17 protein-coding genes are annotated in these 18,039 nt (G+C 69.3%); 13 read left to right on the top strand and 4 right to left on the bottom strand.

The features are described from left to right. The first annotated feature begins 69 nt into the window (after positions 1 to 69). From ACUN0C_RS16630 to ACUN0C_RS16600, 7 genes are all read left to right on the top strand, one after another. Positions 70 to 2,580: a GcvT family protein gene (locus ACUN0C_RS16630; protein ID WP_445467520.1), complete on the top strand. Its 2,511-nt coding sequence runs from the start codon at positions 70 to 72 to the stop codon at positions 2,578 to 2,580. A 191-nt stretch (positions 2,581 to 2,771) separates the two neighbouring features. Then, complete coding sequence (locus tag ACUN0C_RS16625; protein ID WP_445467519.1) at positions 2,772 to 4,025, top strand: ABC transporter substrate-binding protein; 1,254 nt, start codon at positions 2,772 to 2,774, stop codon at positions 4,023 to 4,025. Positions 4,026 to 4,136: 111 nt separating this feature from the next. Continuing rightward, positions 4,137 to 4,985, top strand: coding sequence for a carbohydrate ABC transporter permease (locus tag ACUN0C_RS16620; RefSeq protein ID WP_445467530.1), 849 nt, complete (start codon positions 4,137 to 4,139; stop codon positions 4,983 to 4,985). Continuing rightward, positions 4,982 to 5,875 carry a carbohydrate ABC transporter permease gene (locus tag ACUN0C_RS16615; protein ID WP_445467518.1) on the top strand — a complete coding sequence of 298 codons (894 nt, stop codon included), beginning with the start codon at positions 4,982 to 4,984 and terminating at the stop codon, positions 5,873 to 5,875. The genes ACUN0C_RS16620 and ACUN0C_RS16615 overlap by 4 nt, the downstream gene beginning before the upstream one ends. A 3-nt stretch (positions 5,876 to 5,878) precedes the next feature. Further along, positions 5,879 to 6,988, top strand: coding sequence for an ABC transporter ATP-binding protein (locus tag ACUN0C_RS16610; protein WP_445467517.1), 1,110 nt, complete (start codon positions 5,879 to 5,881; stop codon positions 6,986 to 6,988). Positions 6,989 to 7,103: 115 nt separating this feature from the next. Further along, positions 7,104 to 7,445: a hypothetical protein gene (locus tag ACUN0C_RS16605; RefSeq protein ID WP_445467516.1), complete on the top strand. Its 342-nt coding sequence runs from the start codon at positions 7,104 to 7,106 to the stop codon at positions 7,443 to 7,445. 195 nt (positions 7,446 to 7,640) lie between these two features. Continuing rightward, entirely contained in the window at positions 7,641 to 9,335 is a 1,695-nt protein-coding gene (locus ACUN0C_RS16600) for a thiamine pyrophosphate-binding protein (RefSeq protein WP_445467515.1), read from the top strand. A 92-nt stretch (positions 9,336 to 9,427) separates the two neighbouring features. On the opposite strand, the gene ACUN0C_RS16595 is transcribed toward ACUN0C_RS16600, so the two are convergent. The 3 genes from ACUN0C_RS16595 to betI form a co-directional block, all read right to left on the bottom strand. Continuing rightward, entirely contained in the window at positions 9,428 to 10,285 is an 858-nt protein-coding gene (locus tag ACUN0C_RS16595) for a manganese catalase family protein (RefSeq protein WP_445467514.1), read from the bottom strand. Positions 10,286 to 10,386: 101 nt separating this feature from the next. Continuing rightward, positions 10,387 to 12,108 (bottom strand): choline dehydrogenase, encoded by a 1,722-nt coding sequence (gene betA, locus ACUN0C_RS16590; protein ID WP_445467513.1) that lies wholly within the window; start codon positions 12,106 to 12,108, stop codon positions 10,387 to 10,389. Continuing rightward, positions 12,105 to 12,686, bottom strand: a complete 582-nt coding sequence (gene betI / locus ACUN0C_RS16585) for a choline-binding transcriptional repressor BetI (protein WP_445467512.1) — start codon at positions 12,684 to 12,686, stop codon at positions 12,105 to 12,107. The genes betA and betI overlap by 4 nt, the downstream gene beginning before the upstream one ends. Positions 12,687 to 12,838: 152 nt before the next feature. Between betI and ACUN0C_RS16580 the strand changes: the two genes are divergently transcribed. The 4 genes from ACUN0C_RS16580 (at position 12,839) to ACUN0C_RS16565 (ending at position 16,308) form a co-directional block, all read left to right on the top strand. Then, positions 12,839 to 13,786 carry a choline ABC transporter substrate-binding protein gene (locus tag ACUN0C_RS16580; RefSeq protein WP_445467511.1) on the top strand — a complete coding sequence of 316 codons (948 nt, stop codon included), beginning with the start codon at positions 12,839 to 12,841 and terminating at the stop codon, positions 13,784 to 13,786. Positions 13,787 to 13,812: 26 nt separating this feature from the next. Beyond that, positions 13,813 to 14,655 carry a choline ABC transporter permease subunit gene (choW, locus tag ACUN0C_RS16575; protein WP_445467510.1) on the top strand — a complete coding sequence of 281 codons (843 nt, stop codon included), beginning with the start codon at positions 13,813 to 13,815 and terminating at the stop codon, positions 14,653 to 14,655. Beyond that, complete coding sequence (gene choV, locus ACUN0C_RS16570; RefSeq protein ID WP_445467509.1) at positions 14,652 to 15,839, top strand: choline ABC transporter ATP-binding protein; 1,188 nt, start codon at positions 14,652 to 14,654, stop codon at positions 15,837 to 15,839. Before choW ends, choV begins: the two co-directional genes overlap by 4 nt. Before the next feature lie 61 nt (positions 15,840 to 15,900). Beyond that, complete coding sequence (locus ACUN0C_RS16565) at positions 15,901 to 16,308, top strand: YbaN family protein (protein ID WP_445467508.1); 408 nt, start codon at positions 15,901 to 15,903, stop codon at positions 16,306 to 16,308. A gap of 3 nt (positions 16,309 to 16,311) precedes the next feature. On the opposite strand, the gene ACUN0C_RS16560 is transcribed toward ACUN0C_RS16565, so the two are convergent. Continuing rightward, entirely contained in the window at positions 16,312 to 16,935 is a 624-nt protein-coding gene (locus ACUN0C_RS16560; protein WP_445467507.1) for a LysE family translocator, read from the bottom strand. Positions 16,936 to 17,111: 176 nt separating this feature from the next. On the opposite strand from ACUN0C_RS16560, the gene ykgO reads away from it, so the two are divergent. Further along, a complete protein-coding gene (gene ykgO / locus ACUN0C_RS16555; RefSeq protein WP_445467506.1) occupies positions 17,112 to 17,237 on the top strand; it encodes a type B 50S ribosomal protein L36 in 126 nt (41 codons plus the stop codon). Between the two features lie 59 nt (positions 17,238 to 17,296). Next, positions 17,297 to 17,881 carry a tetratricopeptide repeat protein gene (locus ACUN0C_RS16550; protein ID WP_445467505.1) on the top strand — a complete coding sequence of 195 codons (585 nt, stop codon included), beginning with the start codon at positions 17,297 to 17,299 and terminating at the stop codon, positions 17,879 to 17,881. Positions 17,882 to 18,039 lie beyond the last annotated feature (158 nt).

The raw sequence follows: 18,039 nt of genomic DNA, 5'->3' as shown, positions 1-18,039 counted from the left end.
GCCGGGTCAGTGCGCCGCCTCCCCGCGACCTATGGCCGATGAGCGGGGGCTGAAGAGGGGACGGCAATCATGAAGTCGCACGCGCGGGTCGTGGTGATCGGCGGCGGGGTGGTCGGCGTCTCCACGCTTTACCACCTGGCCAGGAAGGGCTGGGCGGACGTCGTCCTCCTCGAGCGCAAGGAGCTCACGTCGGGCTCCACCTGGCATGCCGCGGGCCTGCTTCCGCTCTTCAACCTCAGCTATTCGGTCGGCCAGATCCACAAGTACTCGGTCGCGCTCTACAAGACGCTGGAGGCCGAGACCGGCCAGAACGTCGGCTTCTCGGTCTGCTCCAACATCCGCCTGGCGCGGACCCGGGACCGCTGGGACGAGTACATGTACTATGCCGGCGTGGCGCGCACGATCGGCGTCGACGTGAACGTGCTGACGCCGGACGAGGTGAAGGCGATCTGGCCGCTCTGCGAGACGGACGGCATCATCGGCGCGATCCAGCACCCCGACGACGGCTACATCCAGCCGGCCGACCTTACGCAGGCGCTCGCCAAGGGCGCGCGCAGCCGCGGCGCCGAAATCCACCGCAGCACGGCGGTGACCGGCATCGCGCGGCGGCCCGGCGGCGAATGGCTGGTGCGCACCGACAAGGGCGACATCGTCGCCGAGCACGTCGTCTCCGCGACCGGCAACTTCGCCCGGCAGACCGGGGCGATGGTCGGGCTCGACGTGCCGGTCATGCCGGTCGAGCACCAGTACATCGTGACCGAGCCGCACCCGGCCATCCTGGAACGCCGGCATCGAGGCCTGCCCGAGATGGGGGTCCTGCGCGAGAGCGATTCCTCCTGGTACATGCGCGAGGAGGCGGGCGGGCTCCTGCTCGGGCCGTACGAGAAGGGCGCGCCGGCCTGCTACGTCGACGGGCCGTCGGCGGACAGCGAGTACGAGCTCTTCCAGGAGGATCTGGAGCGCCTGATGCCGCATATCGAGACGGCGATCGCGCGCGTGCCCGCCTTCGGCGAGGTCGGCATCAAGAAGGTCTACAACGGCGCCATCGCCTATACGCCGGACGGCTCGCCGATCGTCGGGCCGGCCTGGGGACTCAGGAACTTCTGGCTGAACGAGGGCCATTCCTTCGGCGTCACCGCCGCCGGCGGCGCGGGCTGGCAGCTCGCCGAGTGGATCGTGGAGGGGGAACCCTCCATCGACATGCTTGGCGTCGATCCCCGCCGGTTCGGCCCCTACGCCTCGCGCGGCTACCTCAAGGCGAAGAACGAGGAGGCCTATGCCAACGTCTTCACGCCGCATTACCCGGACGAGGAGCGCGCGGCCGGGCGGCCGCTGAAGACCGCGCCCTGCTACGACCGGATGAAGGCGCTCGGCGCCGTGTTCGGCTCCGTCTACGGCTGGGAGCGGCCGAACTGGTTCGCGCCGGAGGGCTACGGCATCGACGTCGCTTCGATCGAGAAGCCGGACGTCCTGTTGAACCACAACCACCCGCAGCCGGATGCCGACGGCCGGGTGAAGGAGATCTGGTCGTTCCGGCGTTCGAACCATTTCGAGCACGTGGGAAACGAGGTGCGGAACGTCGCCTCGGGCGTCGGCCTGCAGGACATGTCGGCCTTCGCCAAGTGCTACGTCAGCGGGCCGGGCGCGGAAGCCTGGCTCGACGGACTGATGGCGAACCGCGTGCCGAAGGCGGTCGGCCGCATCCACCTCTGCCATTTGTTGACCGTGCGTGGCGGGGTGCGGTCGGAGTTCACGGTCTACCGGACCGGGCCGGAGAGCTTCTATCTCGTGTCGGCGGGGGCGCTCGAGCGGCACGACCACGACGTGCTCGCCAAGGCGCTGCCGGGCGACGGCAGCGTCCAATTGCGCCCGGTGACCACCGAATGGGGCGTGCTCGTGCTCGCCGGCCCGCGCTCGCGCGACGTCCTGCAGAAGCTCACGAGCGCCGACCTCTCGAACGCCGCCTTCCCGTGGCTGACGGGCAAGCGGATCGACATTGGGCACGCGCAGGCTCATGCGCTGCGCGTGAATTTCGTCGGCGAGCTCGGCTGGGAGCTCCACCACCGGATCGAGACGCAGAACGCGGTCTTCGACCTCCTGATGGAGGCGGGGCGGGAATACGGGATCCGGCCGTTCGGTATCCGGGCGATGATGTCGATGGCGATCGAGAAGTCGTACCGGCTCGTCGGGCGCGAACTCTCGATCGAGTATTCCGCCTACGAATCCGGCCTCGACCGCTTCGTCCATCCGAACAAGGGCGATTTCCTCGGCCGCGACGCGCTGGTGCGCGCGCATGCCGAGGGCGACAGCTGGCGCTTCGTGACGATGGAGATCGACGGTGTCACGGATGCCGATGCGCGCGGCTCCGAGCCGCTCTGGGCGGGCGACGACCTCGTCGGGCGCGCGACGAACGGCGGCTTCGGCTGGCGCACCGGCAAGTCGCTCGCCCTCGGCATGGTGCGTCCGGAGTTCGGCGAGGTCGGAACGGAGCTGGAGATCCAGATCCTCGGCGAGCGCAGGCGGGCGACCGTCATTCCCGAGAGCCCCTACGATCCCGGCAACGCGCGGCTGAGGGCCTAGCGTCAACGGGCCAGCTGGCCGACGGGCGGCGCGAGAAGAGCCCGGGCTCGCCCCGGTAGCTTGCGCGCGCAGATTGTGCGCGCGAGGGCGGGCTGCTGATCTGGATCAAAGCAGATGCTATAAGGCGGCTCAAGACCGAAACGTGGCAGGGCCGCGAGCCGCGGCCGAGCCCCTATAAACGGGAGGCAGACATGGCTATTCGGCACTCGGTTTCTTGCGCGCTTCTGGCATCGGCGGTGGCGGTCGCGGCCGCCCCGGCGCAAGCGGCCGGCACGGTTGAGGTGCTCCACTGGTGGACTTCCGGCGGCGAGGCGAAGGCCGTCGGCGAGCTGAAGAAGGCCTTCGAGGCGCAGGGCGGCAAGTGGATCGACTCGCCGATCGCGGGCGGCGGCGGCGACCCGGCCATGACCGCGCTGCGCGCCCGGGTGGTTGCCGGCAACCCGCCGACGGCCGTCCAGCTCAAGGGGCCGGGCATCCAGGAATGGGCGCGCGAGGGAACGGTCGCCGACATCGAGGAGGTCGCGGCGCGCGAAGGCTGGGACGACAAGCTGCCCCCGGTCCTCGCCGACATCATGAAATACGAGGGCAAGTACGTCGCCGCGCCGGTGAACATCCACCGCGTCGACTGGATGTGGGTGAACCCGGCCGTGCTCGAGAAGGCCGGCGTGAGCGTGCCCACGACCTGGGACGAGTTCAACGCCGCTGCCGAGACGATCAAGGCCGCCGGCATCACCCCCCTCGCGCATGGCGGCCAGCCCTGGCAGGACGCCACCATCTTCGAGGTGGTGGCGCTCGGGCTCGGCGGCGCCGACTTCTACCGTAAGGCGCTGGTCGAGCTCGATGCGGACGCGCTGCAGAGCGACACCATGGTCAAGGTCTTCGACCAGATGCGCGTGATGCGGGGCTTCGTCGACCCCAACTTCTCCGGGCGCGACTGGAACCTCGCCACCGGCATGGTGATGCGCGGAGAGGCGGCGTTCCAGATCATGGGCGACTGGGCGAAGGGCGAGTTCCTCGCCGCCGGCAAGGCGCCGGGGACGGACTTCGTCTGCGCCGCCGCGCCGGGCGACGCCTTCATCCTGAACTCCGACAGCTTCGTCATGTTCAAGGTCAGGGGCGAGGATCGGGTCGAGGGACAGAAGGTCCTGGCGAGCCTGATCATGTCGCCGGAATTCCAGGGGACCTTCAACCTCGCCAAGGGCTCTATCCCGGCCCGCATCGACGTGCCGCTCGATGCCTTCGACGACTGCGCAAAGAAGTCCCACGACGATCTGACGAAGGCGATCGAGGCCGGCACGCTCGTGCCGAGCATGGCGCACGAGATGGCGATCCCGCGCTCCGTGCGCGGCGAGTTCCTGGACGTCATCACCGAGCACTTCAACTCGGACATGAGCTCCGCCGAGGCCGTCAAGCGGCTGGTGGAAGCGGTCGAGCGCGCAGGATAGCGGCCGGCTCCCCCGGCGCCCGAGAGGCGCCGGCGGGCTCTCGCGGAGGAGGGGCGCGTGACCGGTCACGGGGGCAGTTTCGCCGCGCGATGGCGGCGGCTCGACGTGCTCATGCCGAAGCTGGTGCTCGCGCCGTCCTTCGCGGCGGTGCTCTTCTTCGTCTACGGCTTCATCCTGTGGACGGTCTACATCTCCTTCACGAAGTCGGGCGTCCTGCCGAACTACGATTTCGCCGGGCTCGTCCAGTACGAGCGGCTCTGGTCGACGCCGCGCTGGTACATCGCGCTGAAGAACCTCGCGATCTTCAGCTCGCTCTTCATGCTCGGCTGCACCGCGCTCGGGATCGTGCTCGCGGTGCTGCTCGACCAGCGCATCCGGATCGAGGGGACGCTGCGCACGATCTACCTCTATCCGATGGCGCTCTCCTTCATCGTGACGGGCACGGCCTGGAAGTGGATCCTCAATCCGGGGCTCGGCCTCGAGCGGGTGATGCACGACTGGGGCTTCGAGAGCTTCCGGTTCGACTGGCTCATCGACCGCGACATGGCGATCTACACGGTGGTGATCGCCGGCGTCTGGCAGTCGTCGGGCTACGTCATGGCGCTCTTCCTGGCCGGCCTGCGCTCGGTCGACGACGAGATCCTGAAGGCGGCGGCGATCGACGGCGCCGGGCCGGTGCGGACCTATACGCGCATCGTCCTGCCGATGCTCCGGCCGGTGTTCCTGTCCGCCTTCATCGTGCTCGCGCATCTCGCCATCAAGAGCTTCGACCTGGTCGTCGCCCTCACCGGGGGCGGGCCGGGAATCGCGACCGACCTGCCGGCGACCTTCATGTACGCCTACGCGTTCCAGCGCAGCGAACTGGGGCTGGCGGCGGCGAGCGCGGTGATGATGCTCGTCACGATCATCGCGATCATGGTGCCCTATCTCTATTCGGAGCTCCGCGGGGGGCCGAAGTGAGCGCGCGGGCGGAAGGCGGGATCGTCCGCCCGTCCGGCATCGGCAGCCGCCTGCTCCGCTATCTCCTCTTCGCGATCCTCGGCCTCTTCGCGCTCTACTACCTGATGCCGCTCTTCGTGATGGTCGCGACGGCGCTGAAGCCGCTCGACGAGATCCGGACCGGGACGCTGATCAGCCTGCCGCGGCAGCCGACGCTCGAGCCGACGCTGAGGGCGTGGGACTCCGCCTGCGTCGGGGTGCGCTGCGAGGGGCTGAAGCCCTACATCTGGAACTCCGTCCTGATGGTCGTGCCGGCCGTGCTGATCTCGACCATGCTCGGCGCCTTCAACGGCTACGTGCTGACCAAGTGGCGCTTCCGCGGCGCCGACCTCGTGTTCGGCCTCATGCTCTTCGGCGCCTTCATCCCGTTCCAGGTCGTGCTGCTGCCGATGGCGCGGACGCTCGGCGCGCTCGGCCTCGCCGGCACGGTGTCGGGGCTCGTGCTGGTCCACACCGTCTACGGCCTCGCCTTCACGACGCTGTTCTTCCGGAGCTTCTTCGTCGGCGTCTCGGACGGCATCGTGAACGCGGCGCGGATCGACGGCGCCGGCTTCTTCGGCATCTTCTTCCGCGTGCTGCTGCCGATGGCGCCGCCGGCTTTAGTCGTCACGATCATCTGGCAGTTCACGCAGATCTGGAACGATTTCCTGTTCGGCAGCGCCTTCACCGTCGGCGCCAGCAACCCGGCGACGGTGGCGCTCAACAACCTCGTCGCAAGCTCGACGGGGGTGAAGGAATACAACGTCGACATGGCGGCGGCGATCATCGCCGCCTTGCCGACGCTGGCGGTCTACGTGCTTGCCGGGAAATATTTCGTGCGCGGCCTCGCCGCCGGTGCGGTGAAGGGGTGAGCGATGGCCGGCGTGCGGCTCGAGAACGTCTGGAAGCGGTTCGGCGCGACGGAGGTGCTGAAGGGCATCAGCCTGGAACTGGAGCCCGGCGAGTTCGTCGTGCTCGTCGGCCCGTCGGGATGCGGAAAGTCGACGCTCCTCAATCTGGTGGCGGGACTGGAGACGGTGAGCGGCGGCGACATCTTCATCGGCGACCGGCGCGTCAACGACGTGCCGCCGCGCGACCGCGACATCGCCATGGTGTTCCAGTCCTACTCGCTCTACCCGACGAAGACGGTGCGGAAGAACATCGTGTTCGGCATGGAGACGCGGGGCGTCCCGCGGGCGCGGCAGGACGAGGCGGTCGCCGAGGTGACAGGGCTCCTGCACATCGAGCCGCTGCTCGACCGCAGGCCCGCGGAGCTTTCCGGCGGTCAGCGCCAGCGCGTGGCGATGGCGCGCGCGCTCGTCCGGCAGCCGGAGGTGTTCCTCTTCGACGAGCCGCTGTCGAACCTCGACGCCAAGCTCCGCATCGAGACGCGGACCGAGATCAAGAAGCTGCACCACCGGCTCGGCAAGACGATGATCTACGTCACCCACGACCAGATCGAGGCGATGACGCTCGCCTCCCGCATCGCCGTGATGGACGCCGGCCACATCCGCCAGTTCGCGCCGCCCGAGGAGATCTACGAAAGCCCGATCGACCTCTTCGTGGCGGGCTTCATCGGCTCGCCCCCGATGAACATCGTGCGCGGCCGGGTCGTGCGCGAGGACGGCCTCTTCGTCGCCGTCCCGGGCGGGAAGGGCGAGACGATCCGGTTCCCCGTGCCTGCGCGGCTCGCCGGGCGCGTGGCCCCCTACGAGGGGAAGGACCTCGACCTCGGTCTCCGGCCGGAGGCGATTACAGGGCCGCGGAGCGGGGAGGGAGCGAGCGAGCTCTTCACGTTCGAGCGGCCCGTGGAGGTGGTGGAGCCGACGGGGCCGGACACGATGCTGGTCTTCGCGCTCGGCGAGGGCGAGGCGATCGCGCGGGTGCGCCCGGAGGAGGCGGTGCCGGAAGGTGCGCCTTTCCGCTTTTCGGCCAACATGGCGAAGGCCAAGCTCTTCGATCCGGAAACGGGCCGGCGGGTCTGAGCCGTCGTGGCGGGTTTGCCTCGGACCGCGAAGAACTGCGCCGCGTAAACACCTCGATAACCAGCAGGGCGCTCTGATCGCACCGGGACGAATCAACCTGCGGGAAGGAACTTGGATGACGGTCGGGCCAGAAGGTGACGCGGTCTCGGAGCGGGAGATCATCCGCGATGCGGGCGAGTGGGCGGCCGCGGCGCACAGCTGGCTGACGGCAGTCGTGAACGGCTCGCGCACGATGGGCGCACAGGAAATGGGCGCGGGCGTCCTGCTCGACCGGATCGCGGTGCCGAGCGCCTTCCTGGATGCCTTCGTCGATCAGCTCGGGCTGCTCGCGCGCAACCTCGGCACGTTGAGCGACGAAGCGCCCGCGGCGGAATCGCTCCCCTCGGACCGCCCGATGCCGGCACGGGCCGGCTCGTCGGGCACGGCTTGCGAGATTATTCCCTTCGTCGCCAGATAACGAACGCGCCCGCACGGCACCACGCGGGCTTGCCGAGTCCCGAGCCAACTGCTGTATGCGCTTGCGTTCGGCTGCGCACAGCCTCACCTCCGCGAGGGCGTCGTGGCGCACGATACCGGCAAGGCGGCAATCGCGCTGTCCAGCCGACGGCAGGCGAGCCGGGCGAGCCCGGCATTGGCAAGGAGACCCGCGAGAATGAACGACGCTCCCGCTCCGGTGCAAACGGGATCGGCCGATGCCCCGGCCTATGTCCACCTTGCCCGCGCCTTCGCGGCCGAGGGCGTGGAAACGCTCTTCACGCTGATGGGCGACGGCAACATGCACTGGGCCACGGCGCTTTCCGAAGAGCCGGGCGTGCGCACCTACCATGTCCGGCACGAGCACTGCGCGGCCGCAATGGCGATGGGCTACGCGCTTGCGAGCGGCAAGGTCGGCGTAGCTTCGGTGACCTGCGGGCCGGGATTGACGCAGCTCAGCACCGCGCTCGCCACCGCCGCGCAGGCGCGCGTGCCGCTTGTCGTCTTTTCCGGCGACGTCCCGATCGACGCCAGCTTCTACAACCAGCGCATCGACCAGGCGCCGGTCGTCGCAGCGACCGGGGCGCATTACATCTCGGCCACCAGCAAGAAGCGGATGCTGGAGCTCGTCCGCGAGGCCTTCTACATCGCGCGCACGGAGAGGCGACCGGTCGTGCTCGGCGTCCCGTACGACCTCCAGAAGCAGACCTTGCCGACCCCCCACGAATATGTGCCATCGGCCGCGTTCATCCCGGACACGAAGCCGCGCACGCCGCATCCGGCCGACCTGGAGCAGGCGGCCGCGGCGATCGCCGCGTCGGATCGCGTCATCGTCGTGGCGGGGCGCGGCGTGCTGCGGTCCGGCGCCGAGGCGGAGTGCGTGGCGCTCGCCGATCTCTGCGGCGGGATGCTCGCGACCACGCTGCCCGTGCGCGGCATGTTCGACCACCACCCGTTCGGCATCGGCATCTCCGGGGGCTTCGCGCGCGAGGTCGGCCGCGAGCTGTTCGGCGAGGCCGACCTGATCGTGGCGGTCGGCGCGAGCCTGTCGCACTATACCGCCGACGGCGGATCGCTCTTTCGCAATGCCCGTGTGCTCCACGTGGACGTCGAGCCGCTCGGGCTGCGGCACGGCCGGAAGGCGGCCGACCTCCACCTCGAATCCGACGCGAAGATCGGCCTCGCCGCCCTCGTCGCGGCGCTCGAGGCGCGCGGCAGGCGGCCGGCCGCGTGGCGCACGCCGGAACTCGCACGGCGGATCGCGGAGGAGCCAGCGGACAGCACCGAATTCGCGGTGGAGCCGGGGGTGATGGACCCGCGCGAGGCGGTCGCAGCACTCGACCGCGCGATCCCGAAGACGTGGGAGATCGTCAGCGGATCCGGCCACTGCTCCTATTTCCACGCCCAGATGCGCGGGCGACGGGCGGAGAACTTCCACACCATCCGGGAGTTCGGCGCGATCGGGAACGGGCTGTCCTACGCGGTCGGCGTCGCGACGGCGCGACCGGACAACAATGTGGTGCTGGTCGATGGCGACGGCGGGTTCCTGATGCACGTGCAGGAGCTCGAGACGGTGCGCCGCCACGGCCTCAAGATCCTGTTCTGCGTCCTGAACGACGGCGCCTACGGCTCCGAGATCCACAAGCTGCGGGCCGACGGCCTGGACGACGGCGGCGCCGTCTTCGGACGGGGCGATCTCGGCGCGCTCGCGCGCGGCTTCGGGCTCGCCGGCGCGGTCGTGACGGAGCCCGGGCAGTTCGAGCAGCTGGCCGAGGCGTTCCAGGCCGGCGACCGCGCCGAGGTCTGGGACATCCACGTCTCCGACCAGGTGACGTCCCCGGTCATGCGCAAGGCGCATCCGAAGAAGCGCTGACGGCTCAGGGCTCCGCCGAGCGAGGCCGGTGCAGCGGACTGCACCGGCCGGAAAGCGCGGCTGAAGGGCTCAGCCGGGCAGACGCGCTCCGGTCAGAGGAGCTTCTCCTTCAGGCGGCCGGCGAGGCTCTCCTGCTCGGACTGCGCGCCGGATTTCGGACGGGCGGGTCCGAGGTCGGGCACCTCGCCGAGCGGCTGCATCGGCCGGCTGGTGAACTCGCCCTTGCCGTCCATCGACGTGCCGGAGCTCCAGCGGCCCTGCACCGGCTCCGCGCCGTCCTTGTCGAAGCCGAGGAAGACGTAGTTGAACTCCTGGTTCTCCTCGCTCCGGGGATGGCTGTTCGGAATGGGCATGGCGGAAGCGAGGCCACCCATGTCCTCGATCGCTGCCAGCCACTGGTTCTGGTGCATGGTGTCGCGCGCGATCAGGAACTGCAGCATCTCCTTCATGCCGGGATCGTCGGTCATGTTGTGGAGGCGCACCGCGAGGGCGCGCCCGGTCGATTCGGCCATGACGTTGGCAAGCATGTCGGCGGCCGTGTTGCCGCTCGCATAGACGTGCGACATGTCGAACGGCACGCCGTCGGAATCGACCGGCATGGCGCCGAGGCCGCTCGACAGGATGTGCTTCATGGCCATGCCGTTCATCACGGAGCCGGCGACGGGATCGGCCGCCATCTCCTCCTGGAGCGAGAGCGGCGCGTTCTCGAGGTTGAGCGCGACCGCCGTCGCGAGCATCTCGATGTGCCCGATCTCCTCGGTGCCGGTGGTCAGCAGCATGTCCCGGTACTTCTTCGGCCCGCGGGCACTCCAGCCCTGGAAGAGATACTGCATGCAGACGCGGATCTCGCCCTCCACGCCGCCGATCGCCTGCTGCAGGGCGCGGGCAAAGCGGGGGTCGGGCTTCTCCACCCGGACGGGGAATTGCAGCTTGGGGTCGTTGAAGAACATCGGCGCCTCCTGTTGCGGACGGGGGCAATGGGCGCAACCTTGAGGCGGTTCCGATTAAGTAGATTTCGTACATCCATTTTTCCGGCTGTATGCCGGACTGGTCATGCGCTCGCCAGCTGCGCCGGCTGCAGCGCCGGGGAAGCGAGGGCGCCGGGTCCGTCGGACCGCTGCGCGAATGCCCAGTTCGGCGCGAGCCACGGCTCCCGGTCCTCCGGCGCGAGCAGCGCCCGGCCGAGGATGTGATCGGCCGCCTTCTCCGCCAGCATGATCGTCGGCGCGTTGAGATTCCCGTTGGTGATCTCGGGAAACACCGAGGAATCGACGACGCGCAGGCCTTCCACGCCGAGCACCCGGCACTCCGGATCGACCACCGCGAGATTGTCGCCCGGATCACCCATCCGGCAGGTCCCGCACGGGTGGAACGCGCTCTCGACATGCTCCCGCACGAATTCGTCGAGCGCCTGGTCGGATTGGGCCGCCTCGCCGGGCGCGATCTCCTCGCCGCAGAACGAGCCAAGCGAGGGTTGTGCGAAGATCTCGCGGGTGAGACGGATCGCGTTGCGGAAGTCGCGCCAGTCCTCCTCCGAGCTCATGTAGTTGAAGCGGATCGCGGGCGGGGCGGCCGGGTCGGAGCCGCGCAGGCGCACGGTGCCGCGGGACGGCGAGCGCATCGGACCGACATGGACCTGGAAACCGTGCGCCTGCGCAGCCGCCCGTCCGTCGTAGCGGACCGCCGCCGGCAGGAAATGCATCTGGAGGTCGGGATAGCGGATGCCCGGCCGCGAGCGGACGAAGGCGCAGGATTCGAAATGGTTCGTCGCGCCGAGGCCGGTACGGAAGGCGAGCCATTCGAGCCCGATACGGGCGCGCGCCATGAGCCCGAGATGGGCGTTGAGGGTGATCGGCTGGCTGCAATGCTGCTGGACATATACCTCAAGATGATCCTGCAGATTGCCGCCGACGCCGGGCCGGTCAACCAGCACGTCGATGCCGGCGGCGCGCAGGTGCCCGGCCGGGCCGATGCCCGACAGCATCAGGATCTTGGGCGAATTGATTGCGGAGGCGGCGAGGATCACCTCCTTGCGGGCGCGGACGGACTGCAGGCGGCCGCAGCGGCGGACGGAGACGCCCGTGGCGCGCCGCCCCTCGAACGTCACCCGCTCGACATGGGCACCGGTCACGATCGCGACGTTGGGGCGGCGGAGCGCGGGCCGGAGATACGCATTGGCGGCCGACCAGCGGCGACCCTGCCACACGGTCATCTCCATCGGGCCGAAGCCCTCCTGGCGGTGGCCGTTGTAATCCTCCGTCGCGCCGTACCCGGCCTCGACCCCTGCCTGGACGAAGGCGCTGTAGAGCGGATTGAGGCCGCCGCCGCGGGTGACGTGCAGCGGGCCTTCGCGGCCGCGCCAGCCGTCCTCGCCGCCGTGGCTCGTCTCCATCCGCTTGAAGTAGGGCAGGACGTCGCGATAGGCCCAGCCTTTCGCGCCGGCCTCTTCCCAGCGCGCGAAATCGAGCGCGTGGCCGCGCACGAAGACCATGCCGTTCACCGAGGACGAGCCGCCGATCACCTTGCCGCGCGGGCAGACGAGGCGGCGCCCCCCGAGATGGGGCTCGGGTTCGGTGCGGAAGCCCCAATCGTAGCGCCGCGTGTTCATCGGGATCGAGAAGGCGGCCGGCATCTGGATGAAGGGGCCTGCGTCGGTCCCGCCATACTCCAGCACGAGCACGCTGTGCTGGCCGTCTTCGGAGAGGCGATGGGCGAGGGCGCAGCCGGCGGAGCCAGCCCCGACGATGACGTAATCGGCCTCCGGCGCGCTCATGCCCGCCTCAAGGCCCGCCAGACGGCGGACTCGACCAGCGCGACGGCACCCTCGTGATCCGGACCCGCCTCGGCGAGCGACCGCCTGATCCAGAGCCCGTCGATCAGGGCAGCGGCCATTTCGGCGATCCCGACGGCGTGCTCGCGCGTCGTCAGCTCCCGCAGCGCGTGCAGGAGATTGCTCTCGAGGCGCTTGGTGTAGACCCTCAGGAGCCGTCTCGCCTCGGGATCCGTCTGCGCCTGGACGTAGAAGGCGAGCCAGGCGGAGATCACCGCGGGCCGGAACTGGCACGGCGCGAAGTTGCCCCGCACGATGGCCGAGATCCGCTCTTCCGGAGACCGGGCCCCCGACAGGCGGGCCTGGATCTCCTCGCCGAGCTCGGAGAGGAGATGGCGCATGGTCGCGAGGAGGAGGTCGTCCTTGCCGCCGAAATAGTGATGGGCGAGCGCCGCCGACACGCCGGCGCGCCGGGCGATCTCGCCCATCGTGACCTGGGCCATGCCCCGCTCGTGGATCGTGTCGATCGCCGCCGATATCAGCGCCTTGCGGCGGATCGGCTCCATGCCTGTGCGCGGCAAGACAAGCTCCTGCAGATGCGAACGCGACCGGACGCGCCACATGCAGCGACCCTAGCTTTTCTTGATTGATCGATCAATCAAGGCTTCCTTGCCTCCCGCGGCAAAGGATGGTTCGATGCGGCGCTTCGAACGTGTTCTTCCGGGAGGGATCCATGGCACGCCGCAACTGCGCGCTCGCAGGCGCTCTGCTCGTGCTCGGCCTTTCGGCGGCACCCGCGCTCGCCCAGGACCCGGACAGTTGCCGGACCGTGCGCTTCTCGGACGTCGGCTGGACGGACATCACGGCGACGACGGGTGTCGCCTCCGTGGTGCTGGAAGCGCTCGGATACAGTGCGGACGTGAAGGTGCTGTCGGTGCCGGTGACGTACGCTTCCCTCAAGAACAACGACATCGACGTCTTCCTCGGAAACTGGATGCCGACGATGGAGGCCGACATCGCCCCATACCGCGATGACGGGTCGGTGGAGACGCTGGGCGCGAATCTCGAGGGGGCGAAGTACACGCTGGCCGTCCCGCGCTACACGTTCGAGGCGGGCCTGAAGAGCTTCGAGGACATCGCGAAGTTCAAGGACGACCTGCAGGGCAAGATATACGGCATCGAGCCGGGCAATGACGGCAACCGGCTGATCCTCGACATGATCGAGAAGGACCAGTTCGGGTTGAACGGGTTCGAGCTGGTGGAATCCTCCGAGCAGGGCATGCTCGCGCAGGTGAAGCGCGCCGTGCAGCGCAAGCAGCCGATCGTTTTTCTCGGCTGGGCGCCGCACCCGATGAACGCCTCCCTGGAGCTCGAGTATCTCGCCGGCGGCGACGACGTGTTCGGCCCGGATTACGGCGGCGCGACGGTCTACACCAACGTCCGCAAGGGCTTCGTGAACGAGTGCCCGAACGTCGGCCGCCTGCTCGACCAGCTGAGCTTCACGCTGCCGATGGAGAACGAGATCATGGGCGCCATCCTCGACGACGGGAAGGACGCCGAGATCGCCGCGAAGGAATGGCTGGCTGCGCATCCGGACGTCCTCGCGCCCTGGCTGGAGGGGGTGAAGACCATCGACGGGAAGGATGGCCTGGAGGCGGTGAGGGCCAGCCTCGGCTCATGATCCGGAGCCGGTGAGCGCAGGGCGGCATGGACTGGCTGACCGGCCATAAAGTTCCGATCGGCCGGTGGGCGCAGTCCGGAGTGGATTGGCTGACCGCCAACGGCGCCGCCTTCTTCGACGCGGTCGCGGACGTGCTGCGGACCATGATCGACGCCATCCTGTGGCTGCTGAAGACGCCGCATCCCTTCGTGATCGTCGGCCTCGCCGTCGCGCTCGCCTTCGCCCTTCGCCGCTCGCTCGGCTTTCCCGTCTTCGTCGGGGCCGGCCTGCTCCTCATCATCAACCAGGGCTACTGGAAGGAGACGACGGAGACGCTGGCGCTCGTCCTCTCCTCCGCAATCATCTGCATGGCGGTCGGGGTGCCGATCGGGATCCTGGCCGCGCGCCGGCCGTGGCTGATGACCGCGATCCGGCCCGTGCTCGATCTGATGCAGACGATCCCGACCTTCGTCTATCTCATCCCGGCGCTCATCCTCTTCGGCCTCGGCATGGTGCCGGGCCTCATCGCGACGGTGATCTTCGCGCTGCCCGCGCCGATCCGCCTGACGCAGCTCGGCGTGAGCTCCACCCCGAGGCATCTCGTCGAGGCCGCGGACGCGTTCGGCGCCACGTCCTGGCAGCGGCTCTGGAAGGTGGAGCTGCCCTGGGCCATGCCGCAGATCATGGCGGGGCTCACGCAGACGATCATGCTGTCGCTCTCCATGGTAGTCATCGCGGCGCTGGTCGGCGCCGACGGGCTCGGCGTCCCGACGCTGCGCGCCCTCAACCAGGTGAACATCGCCCGCGGCTTCGAGGTGGGCGTCGCGATCGTGCTGATCGCCATCATCCTCGACCGCTTCTTCAGGCGATCGGGCGAGGCGTCGCGATGAACGGGGACGCGCGACAGCCGCTCGTCTCGTTCCGCGCGGTCGACATCGTGTTCGGCGACGAGCCGCAGCGCGCGCTGCCGCTCATCGACGCCGGGCGGACGCGGAGCGAGATCCATGCGCAGACCGGTCAGATCGTCGGGGTGAAGCAGGCGAGCCTCGACGTGTTCGAGGGCGAGATCGTCGTCCTGATGGGACTGTCGGGATCCGGAAAGTCGACGCTGGTGCGGGCGGTGAACGGCCTCAACGCCGTCACCCGCGGGCAGGTCCTCGTCCGCGACGGCGCGGAGACCGTCGACGTCCACGGCTGCGGCGCGCGGCGCCTGCGCGCACTCAGGCGGCGGCGGATCGCCATGGTGTTCCAGCAATTCGCGCTGCTGCCGTGGCGCTCGGTTTCGGACAACGTGGCGCTCGGTCTCGAGCTCGACGGTATGGCGCGCTCGAGGCGCGGCGAACGGGTGGCGCGGCAGCTCGACCTGGTCGGCCTTTCCGGCTGGGGCGACAAGAAGGTCAACGAGCTCTCCGGCGGCATGCAGCAGCGCGTCGGCCTCGCCCGGGCGTTTGCGACCGAGGCACCGCTCCTCCTGATGGACGAGCCGTTCTCGGCGCTCGACCCGCTCATCCGCGTGCGCCTGCAGGACGAACTGCTCGCGCTTCAGCGCCAGCTCGACCGCACGATGATCTTCGTGAGCCACGACCTGGACGAAGCGTTGAAGATCGGGACCCGGATCGCGATCATGGAGGGCGGATCGATCGTGCAGGTGGGAAGCCCGCAGGAGATCGTGCTGCGGCCCTCCTGCGACTACGTCCGCGAGTTCGTCGCGCACATGAACCCGCTGAACGTGCTCCGCGCCCGCGAGGTCATGACGCCGCTCGCCAGCCCGCCGGCGGAGGTGGACGGGCGCGTGCGGGTGAGCGAGGAACTGGCCGCGAGCCGACAGGGGCAGGCATGGCGCGACGGCGAAGAGGCCGTCTGCATTCCGCTCGACCGGATCGGATCGGCCCCGCCGGGCGCATTCGTCAGCGTCGGGTGCGCGACGCCGCTCCGTGCCCTCATCGAGGCCCGCCTGAAGCATGCCGGTCCGTTCCTCGTCGAGGAGGACGGCCGCATCACCGGACGCATCAGCGACGAGGACCTGTTCGGCTGCCTGACCGGGCGTGAGACGCGCAAGGGTGCGATCATCTGAACCGGGCCGTTCGGCCCGAACCATGCTATTGTCGAATGCACCATTCAACTTCAGCAGGAGCATGGGCGGCCGCGCCCCGGACGACGTGAAGAAGCCGATCCTCGCCTCAGTCGGCATCGCAGCCAGCGCGCTCGGCATTCTCGGTGTCTGGCTGCCCGGCCTGCCGACGACGCCCTTCGTGCTGGTCGCACTCTGGGCGTTCTCGCGCTCCAGCCCGCGCCTTCACGCCTGGCTGACCCGCATGCCGCTCCTCAGCGCCGCGCTCGCCGAGGCCCATCGCTTCGAGCAGGAAAGGACCATGCGCCGAGGCGTCAAGCTGATCGCGCTTTCCTCCGCCTGGGGCTCGTTCGCCCTGGTCCTCGCGCTCACCGGCGGGTCGAGCCCTATCCTGCTCGGGGCAGTCGGGCTGGCCGCGATCTCGTGCTCGGTCTTCCTCTGGTACGTTCCGACCAGCAAGGAACAGGCGTGATGCTCAGCTCCGGCCGGCGGTGGCGATCATGCCGCCGATGCCGACGAAGGTCGCGCCCGTCACCCGGTTGAACCAGCGCCCGTGGCGGCCGAGCCAGGGCGCGACGCGGACGGCCATGCCGGCGAGCACCAGCTCGTAGGCGAATTCCACCGCCGCGAACGTGCCGGCAAAGATCGCGAGCTGGGTGAAATAGCCGAGGCCGGGCTGCATGAACTGGGGCAGGAAGGCCGCGAAGAAGATCAGCGCCTTGGGGTTCGAGACGGCCACCAGGAAGCCCTGCGTGAAGAGGCGGTGCCCGCGCCGCTCCCGTCCGGCGTCGCCCGCTCCTGCATCCACGGCCGGCGGCGGCGCCCGCCACGTCCGCACGCCGAGATAGACGAGATAGCCGGCACCGACCCACTTCGCGACGGTGAAGGCCTGCTCGGACGCCGCGAGGATCGCGCCGAGCCCGGCGAGGGAGGCGGCGATCAGGAGCGAGAAGCCGGCGACGCCGCCGAGCACCGTCCAGACCGTCCGGCGGAAGCCGTAGCGGATGCCGTGGGTGAGCGAGAGAAGCCCGTTCGGGCCGGGCGTGAGCGAGAGCCCGACCGCGGCCACGAAGTAGACCAGCCAATGCTCGACGCTCATGGTCGCCCCACCTGCACCCCCGCCATCGGTAATCCGGCCGGCGGCAAACCGCCAGAGCTTCCCCGACGAATGCCTGGATGCGGCAGCCCGGCCATTGACAAGCTCCCTCCCGGCCCCCTATTTCCCGCTCGAACCATTCAGGGCGTGCGGATTGCCGTACGCGGGACGACGGACCGATGAAGATCAAGAACTCTCTGCGCGCCCTCAAGGGCCGCCACCGCGACAACCAGCTCGTGCGCCGCAAGGGCCGCATCTACGTCATCAACAAGACGCAGAAGCGGTACAAGGCCCGCCAGGGCTGAGCCCGGGCTTCCATCACTGGCTTTGACGGCATGGCCGGAGGACGCTAGGTTCTCCGGCCATGCTTCGTCTTGTCCTGTTGCTCGCCCTCGCCCTCGCCATTGCGCCGCCCGCCTCGGCGCAGGACAGGCCGCGGGCCGAGCCGTCCTTGCGCGAGCGCATCTCCCAGATGTCGCTCGACGATCTCTATGACCGCCTCGCCGTTAGCCCGGAGCAACGCTCCGCGAAGGCGCTCGAGCACGAGATCGTGAAGCGCCTCCACGAATCCGGCAGCCCGACGATCGACCTCCTGTTCGGGCGCGCGCTGCAGGCGATCAAGGACAAGGACGAAGCGCTTGCGCTCGACCTGCTCGACCATGTGGTGACCCTGCGGCCGAACTTTCCGGAAGGCTGGAACAAGCGCGCCACTGTCCACTTCGCGCGCAAGCAGTTCGGCATGGCGATGGCCGATCTCGAACGCGTGCTCGCCCTGGAGCCCCGGCATTTCGGCGCGCTCGCCGGGCTCGGCATCATCCTGCGCGAGTTCGACCGCAAGGAAGCGGCGCTGACCGTGTTCGACCGGGCGCTGGCCATCCATCCCCAGATGGAGGAGGCGAAGAAGGTCCGCGACGAGCTCAAGCAGGAGGTCGACGGCCGCTCGCTCTGAGCGTAGCGGCCGCAGTCCCGTCAGAGCGGGGGGACCCGCTCCAGCCGGGGATCAGACTGCACCGCCGCGAGGAGAAGCGCGACGCTGCCATTTCCGAGAAACCGCCCGGCGGCGGCGGGCGGGTGCCGGCTCCTGCATCCTTCCGCACGGTCGTCGCG

Source organism: Faunimonas sp. B44, assembly GCF_052655945.1.
This window is presented reverse-complemented; position numbering and strand designations above follow the sequence as displayed.